Consider the following 6,918-nt stretch of genomic DNA (forward strand, 5'->3'; position numbering starts at 1 on the left):
GATGGAAATTGGTAACAGATGCCGTTCACCAAAAGGGTGGAAAGATTTTTGTACAACTGATGCATACAGGTCGAGTGACCCATCAGGATAATTTGCCAGCAGGAGCGCGCGTCGTGGGTCCGTCACCAGAGGTGTGTCCTGGTGAAATGTGGGTCGATAAAAGTGGCAGCATGCAACCACACACACAGCCTCATGCATTGACTGAGCAAGAGATTAAAGCTGTTGTTCTTGAATATGCCAATGCAGCAACATTGGCGATAAAAGCAGGTTTTGATGGCATTGAGCTACACGCTGCCAATGGCTACCTCATGGAACAATTTTTAAATCCCTTGGTAAACAAACGTACTGATGGTTACGGAGGCAATATTGCTGGTCGCAACCGTTTTGTGATTGAAGTAGCTGATGCCTGTGTGAAAGCAATCGGAGCTAATAAGGTGGGTATTCGGATTTCACCACAAGGCGTTTTCAATAGCACGGGAGACTTCCCAGAGCTAGAGCCCCAGTACTTGGCTTTAACACGCGATCTTTCGAAGATGGGGTTGGTGTATTTGCACCTTGTAGATCACTCTGCAATGGGTGCGCCACCTGTATCGGCTGACCTCAAAAAGAAAATACGAGAGGCTTTTGCTGGCACCTATATTGCAGTAGGTGGATTTACAGCCGAATCCGCAGAGAAGGCATTGGAATCCAAAGAAGCCGATTTGATTGCCTTTGGTAGACCATTTATATCTAATCCAGATTTGGTGGAAAAGCTCAAGACAGGCGCTCAATTAACTGACCCAGATATGAGCACTTTCTATACGCCTGGAGAAAAAGGATACACCGATTATTGAAGGTGAAATTGGTTTGCTAGACAAGCAGTTCAAATACAATTTCCTGTACTAAATCATTCACATCAAATTATGAAAAAAATTATTAGCTTTCTAGTCTCCTCATCATTGATGGTTGCTTCCGTTGGAAATGCAATCGCTTGTACTGCCCTAGTAGTCACCGATACTAAAGGGAATGCCTATAAGGGTAGGGGCTATGAGTTTTCAGTAGAAGTGCCTTCTATGATTACGTATTTGCCTGCCGGTGAAAAAATTGAATCCTTTACTCCTAATGGCTCCAAGGGAAAGACTTTCAATACCAAATATCCAATTCTGGGAGTGACGCTTGCAGCGATTCCTGGTGCAAAACATCCATTATTTGTAGATGCTTCAAATGATCAGGGCCTCACGATTTCGCTCAATGCCTTAAACGATTCTTCTGCGCCACCAGTTGGTACTGACAATGCCAAGATTTTGGCTGCGCCAGATATTGGCGGCTGGATTCTGGGTAACTTTAAAAACGTAGCTGAAGCAAAGGCGGCACTATTGAGTGACGATACTCAAATTTGGCTTCCCGCGATTGCGGTGATGGGAAATCGTCCATTCCCATTGCACTATGCAATTTGGGATAAAACAGGGGCTGGAATCGTTTTGGAGTTTATGAATGGCAAAAAGAATGTCTATGACAACCCAGTAAATGTCATGACAAATGGACCAGAGTTTCCATGGCACCTCGAGAACTTAAATAACTACACTTTTACTAATAAAGACAAGAATACTGGGCAGCTTGGGAAATTGAAATTACAAACCCAGGATGCAGGGATAGCGTTATCAGCATTACCAAGTGCAGAAACAGCTACTGGTAGATTTGTGAAAGCGGCTTTCTACGCCAATTATGTGCGCAAAGCCAAAACACCAGATGAAGCTATTGTTACATTAGGTCACATCATGAATAACTTTGATAGACCATATGATTTAACGGTTGATGGTGCTGGTGGAATGGGTGATGGCCCCAGAAGCAAGGGTCTTTCAAGCGAGGTATCTAGTTACATCGTGATGAATGATCTAGCAGGAAACCGTTTCTACTACAGAGGCATTGAGTCCTTGAACTGGTCTTTCATTGATATGAACAAACTCAAAAACGTTACTAAAATGAAAACTGTATCGGCCAAAGAGGTAAATGAAGCTGGCGCAGATTCATTTAATCTCTTTTATAAATAAAGGTTATCTTGAGCTCTAAAAACCACCTACGGGTGGTTTTTTTATTGACTCGGTCAGAGCAATAAAAATTGATTGCTTTAATTATTATTTAAAACGATTTATATAAATAGCAATGAAAGATGTTCCGGGTCATCTTCAGTGAAGTTAATACTCGCAATATAAGGTGCAAGTTATACTCACTGCTTAATTAGAAATATCTACAGGAAACGCAATGCCTAATAAAAACTCTGAACTCATACTTTGGATATTAGTTATTTTTTCTGCTGCACTTTCTATCGTTGGCGCCATGCCGTCAATGTTAAGTTTTGCAGGTCATTTAGGCATCTTGGGCACTCTTGCTAGATTGATATTTGCTTTAATACATGGCTCTCAGAGGTTGGGTTGGCGTAACTTAGGGGTTATGTTTCTCATCGCCTGCGTAGTGAGCTGGTGCTACGAATCTTTGAGTATTGCAACTGGCTTTCCTTTTGGACATTATGTTTATACCTCTGAACTGGGTCCAAAGTTAGGGCAAGTGCCTCTGATGATCATGCCAGCCTATTTTGGCGTTTGTTATCTCTCATGGGTGATAGCCCATGTGCTACTGGATAAGTTTGATCGTGTGATTGATTCCAGGTTGATATTTGCAATTCCAGTGATTGCTAGTTTTGTGATGGTGATGTGGGATATGAGTATTGATCCGCTATCGTCTACTGTGAAGCATGAATGGATTTGGCAAGATGGCGGAAGTTACTTTGGTGTACCATTTTCGAATTTTCTGGGATGGTTTCTCTGCGTCTTTACTATCTTCGAGATGTGGGCAATTTATTTGATACGCACAAAATCTATTTCAAACTCGCCTGCAGATCAAAATAAATCCAATTGGTATCTCCCCATTACCTTCTATGGGGTCATTTTCCTAGGTTCAATAGCAACTGCCATCATGGCAACCGATGGCAGCGTTACAGATGCTGCATCTCAGGTGTGGTCAGTGAAGGCGCTAAATCAAACCTTAGGTCTTGTATCTATCTTTTCGATGCTGTTTGTAACTTGCCTGGCATTTTTCAAGGTAAAAAATAACGATAGATTGCAATAGCGGAACACTGGCGAAAAGATAAAAACAAGGGCCCCTAGAGAAATTTACTGGCCCTTTAATTTATGACGCAGCTTGCTGCCTGATATTCGTCTACCACTAAAGAATCATTAGAAAGAAAGTGACCCTTTTCCAGATTCAATTAATTGAATCGAGTGCTGCTTGAGAATCTCAATGACTTTCAGTAATTTATTTCGTGTTTGGTCATCTAGTAATGACTTGGGGTTGGCTTGCTGAATATCAAGATTCATCTCTTCTAAGGCTTTTACATACTCAGCTGCTTTTGGATTATTGATACCTGTTAATTGGTAAGTTCTGAAAAATAAACCCGTAATATTGACATGTTCAAATTCTGGGCTGACTGCTCCAAAACTTTTGCCCATTGGTGTTAGGGCATACTGAGCATCTCCAATTGTTTTTGCTTTCTTAAGCAAGTACTCCATAGCATTTAAGCGATTTTCTATCTCAAATTCGCATGTAAGAAAATCTTTTTGATTAATTAACTTTTGCGCGTAATGGTGACTCGTTATCTGATAAATAGCGGCACCTCCACTAATGAATACCGATGAAAGAAGCCACAATCCAAAATTACTATTGAGTAAATCAAAAGTCTTATCCCAAAACTTCTTTTCTAGCTTATCTGCTGTTTGTTCTATTGATTCAGTTTCAGAGCGAATTTTTTGAGCAATTTCATGCCGATACCTCTCTTCAGCCTCTATCAATTTTTTCTTTTGGTCATCTAGCATCATTTAATTATCCGGTAAGGAAGTTATCTCAAAATCATATAACAAAGCATGCTTAGAGAGGATGCAATATTTGCATATGTAGGAATGCTTTGCTAAGTCCAAAAATCATATCTTTGGTTAGTTTTTCGAGCAAATAGAAAAGCTATGCCCGTTAGAGACTTGAATGACTAATGGGGCGGGCGAGACCGGCCCCTTTGAGCTGTTATTTAAGCGCCTACCTATGGGAATCCAAATTAAGTTGGCTAGTTACCACCTGCAACCTCAATAAAGGATCCACTTGTATAAGATGACTCATCAGATGCAAGCCAAACAATGGCAGAAGCTACTTCTGCAGCAGTTCCGCCCCTCTGCATGGGAATAAACTGCTTTACACGTTCAATTCTATTGGGTTCGCCCCCGCTAGCGTGAATATCGGTATAAATATAGCCAGGCCGCACAGCATTGACTCGAATGCCATCCATTGCCAATTCTTTTGCCAAACCAATTGTGAGTGTATCAATTGCGCCTTTAGAGGCCGCATAGTCTACATACTCATTGGGAGATCCAAGACGAGATGCCACAGAAGATACATTTACGATAGAGCCGCCAAATCCTTTATATCGAATGGACATGAACTTAATCGCAGCTTGAATGCAATGAATCGTTGAAAAGACATTAGCATTAAAAATACGTTGTATGCGCTCGCTTGACATATCTTCAAGCCGCATTTGAGTTTCTAAAATGCCGGCATTGTTAACTAGGGCATCTAGTCTTCCAAAAGCCTTTACTGTTTCTGTAAATAAATGATTTACTTCATCGGCAATCGTCACATCTGCCTTGATGGCAATGGCTGAGCCTCCGTTATTCTGAATTTCATCAACCACGGCTTGGGCTTCTTTGGCATGCGATTTATAGTTCACGCAAACAGCAAAGCCCTTGCTAGCAGCAAGCTTTGCAGTAGCCGCTCCAATGCCACGGCTTGCTCCAGTAACAATCATGACTTTTGACATAGTCACATATTACTTGTATTTGTATTTAGAGGCAAAGAAGGCGAAAAGAGTGCTTGTGATATCTGCTTTGAAAATGTACTCAATCCAATAATCTGGTTACACATTCATTTAGAGATCTTTTTATAGTATGCAGTGCAAAAGAAAAAGGCTTCAAAAGTGAACCACTTTGGAAGCCTTGTGTACATTGGCGGTTCCGGTTAGTAGTGTTTTACAGTTAGGCGGTCTGATTTATTAAGCTTTCAAATGCTTGAATAAATGATTCTGGCGGCTGCGCACCTTGTAATAAATATTGGTCATTTAAGATGATCGAGGGTACAGAATGTATGCCTAAATTAGTATAAATTTTCTCCTCATCTCGAACCTCATTAGAAAACTCATCTCCATTAAGAACTTCTTGCGCTCTTTGGGGATCTAAGCCGGCTCTACCAACGGCTTCTAATAGATTGGCATGATCATCAATGTCTACAGCTAGACAAAAGTAGCTATTAAGTAACTCTTTCTTAAGGGCTAATTGCTTTGGAAGATCATATTCTTTTGCAACCCAAGTCAATAGTCGATGACAATCAAAGGTGTTATAGACTCGCTTGCGTCCATCGGGATGAAAATCAAAGCCTGCTTCAAATGCTCTTGCTCTGATTTGGGCTTGATTCTCTCGAACTTGCTCCTCACTCATGCCATATTTTTGGGTCAGATGTTCGATTGCATCCTGACCACCTTTTGGCATATTAGGATTAAGTTCAAAAGGACGAAAATGCAGCTCAAAATTGGCTTTGTCTTGTAATTCAAACATTGCTTTTTCTAGGTTCCCCAGTCCAACTGCACACCAAGGGCAGGCGACATCAGAGACAAAATCAATTTTGATCGATGGTTTCATATATTTGATTCTACATTCTGATATCAGTATTTGTTTGATGGTTTGTGCTGGTCAGCTCTTTCGGCTGCCGCAGTTGTCGAAAACAATCGGTTGTTGCATATTTGGGTTGGTTGTCAATAGTGCATTGCGGTTACCCAGCGTCTTCCAGTCTTACCCAATCCACGACAACAAGATTTCGAATTGTCACCAACAGTCACCGCATTTCACTAACCCTAAAAGAAAAAGCCCCTAGATTTCTCTAAGGGCTCGGGTATAACTGGTGGGTCGGGCGAGATTCGAACTCGCGACCAACGGATTAAAAGTCCGCTGCTCTACCGACTGAGCTACCGACCCAGTTAAGCCATAAATTATAGCAAGAACTTGTTGGGCGATCCTGTGTTCTTAGAAGGCCGCCCGTAAGCCCTTGTAGTTACAAGTAGCCTATGCGTTACTCTTTCTGGCAACAGGTGGATTTTTGGAAAAATAGTCCTTAATTCCCTTCAAAATCGCATCAGCAATCCGATCTTGGTAGCCATCATCATTGAGTTTGGCCTCTTCTTGGGGATTGCTGATAAAAGCGGTTTCTACCAAGATGGAGGGAATATCTGGTGCCTTCAAAACGGCAAAACTGGCTTGCTCAACCTTGCCTTTATGTAGTGGGGCAAATCCACCGATTTGTTTCAGAACCGAATTGCCCACCTGCAAGGAATCTTTAATTTGTGCTGTGGTCGACATATCCAAAAGGAGATTGGCCACTTGTCGATCTTGCGTTTTGATATTGATCCCACCGATTAAGTCAGAAGCATTTTCTTTATTGGCCATCCAGCGCGCCATGGAGCTACTGGCGCCCATTTGCGAAAGTGCAAAAACTGAAGCGCCTTTAGCATGGGGCTGAATAAATGCATCAGCATGAATAGAAACAAAGAGGTCAGCTTCAACACGTCTGGCTTTTTGTACTCTGGCATGTAATGGCACAAAGTAATCGCCATCCCTGGTCAAGAAAGGGCGCATATACGCTTCATTCTCAATTTTGTCTTTGAGTCGTTTGGCAATAGATAGGACTACATGCTTCTCTCTAGAGCCTAAGGAGCCAATAGCACCTGGATCTTCGCCTCCATGACCAGGGTCAATCGCAATCGTGATTAAACGTTTGTACTTGGCTGGCGCAGGCGCTTCTTTTGCCTCCGGAATTGCTTGAGCGACGGGGGCGGTGGGAGCTTTAGGCGCA

At 42.0% G+C, this 6,918-nt stretch carries 7 protein-coding genes and 1 tRNA gene; 3 read left to right on the forward strand and 5 right to left on the reverse strand.

What is annotated here, in order from left to right:
* The 3 genes from KIH43_RS06015 to KIH43_RS06025 form a co-directional block, all read left to right on the forward strand.
* Positions 1–833: alkene reductase (locus tag KIH43_RS06015; protein WP_297718781.1), on the forward strand; the 833-nt coding region annotated here is incomplete at its 5' end.
* Positions 834–902: 69 nt separating this feature from the next.
* The gene (locus tag KIH43_RS06020; RefSeq protein ID WP_297718784.1) at positions 903–2,030 is read left to right on the forward strand and encodes a linear amide C-N hydrolase; all 1,128 of its coding nucleotides are present in this window, start codon (positions 903–905) and stop codon (positions 2,028–2,030) included.
* Between the two features lie 211 nt (positions 2,031–2,241).
* Positions 2,242–3,105: a carotenoid biosynthesis protein gene (locus KIH43_RS06025; RefSeq protein ID WP_297718787.1), complete on the forward strand. Its 864-nt coding sequence runs from the start codon at positions 2,242–2,244 to the stop codon at positions 3,103–3,105.
* 107 nt (positions 3,106–3,212) lie between these two features.
* On the opposite strand, the gene KIH43_RS06030 is transcribed toward KIH43_RS06025, so the two are convergent.
* The 5 genes from KIH43_RS06030 to KIH43_RS06050 all read right to left on the reverse strand — a co-directional run.
* Positions 3,213–3,824: a hypothetical protein gene (locus tag KIH43_RS06030; protein ID WP_297718790.1), complete on the reverse strand. Its 612-nt coding sequence runs from the start codon at positions 3,822–3,824 to the stop codon at positions 3,213–3,215.
* 266 nt (positions 3,825–4,090) lie between these two features.
* Positions 4,091–4,837 (reverse strand): SDR family oxidoreductase, encoded by a 747-nt coding sequence (locus KIH43_RS06035; protein WP_297718793.1) that lies wholly within the window; start codon positions 4,835–4,837, stop codon positions 4,091–4,093.
* Between the two features lie 214 nt (positions 4,838–5,051).
* The gene (locus KIH43_RS06040; protein WP_297718796.1) at positions 5,052–5,711 is read right to left on the reverse strand and encodes a DsbA family oxidoreductase; all 660 of its coding nucleotides are present in this window, start codon (positions 5,709–5,711) and stop codon (positions 5,052–5,054) included.
* A gap of 257 nt (positions 5,712–5,968) precedes the next feature.
* Positions 5,969–6,044: transfer RNA gene (locus tag KIH43_RS06045), tRNA-Lys, on the reverse strand.
* An 87-nt stretch (positions 6,045–6,131) separates the two neighbouring features.
* The coding region (locus KIH43_RS06050; RefSeq protein ID WP_297718799.1) for an N-acetylmuramoyl-L-alanine amidase at positions 6,132–6,918 on the reverse strand (787 nt) is incomplete at its 5' end.

This window comes from Polynucleobacter sp. (genome assembly GCF_018500155.2).
Classification (GTDB): Bacteria; Pseudomonadota; Gammaproteobacteria; order Burkholderiales; family Burkholderiaceae; genus Polynucleobacter.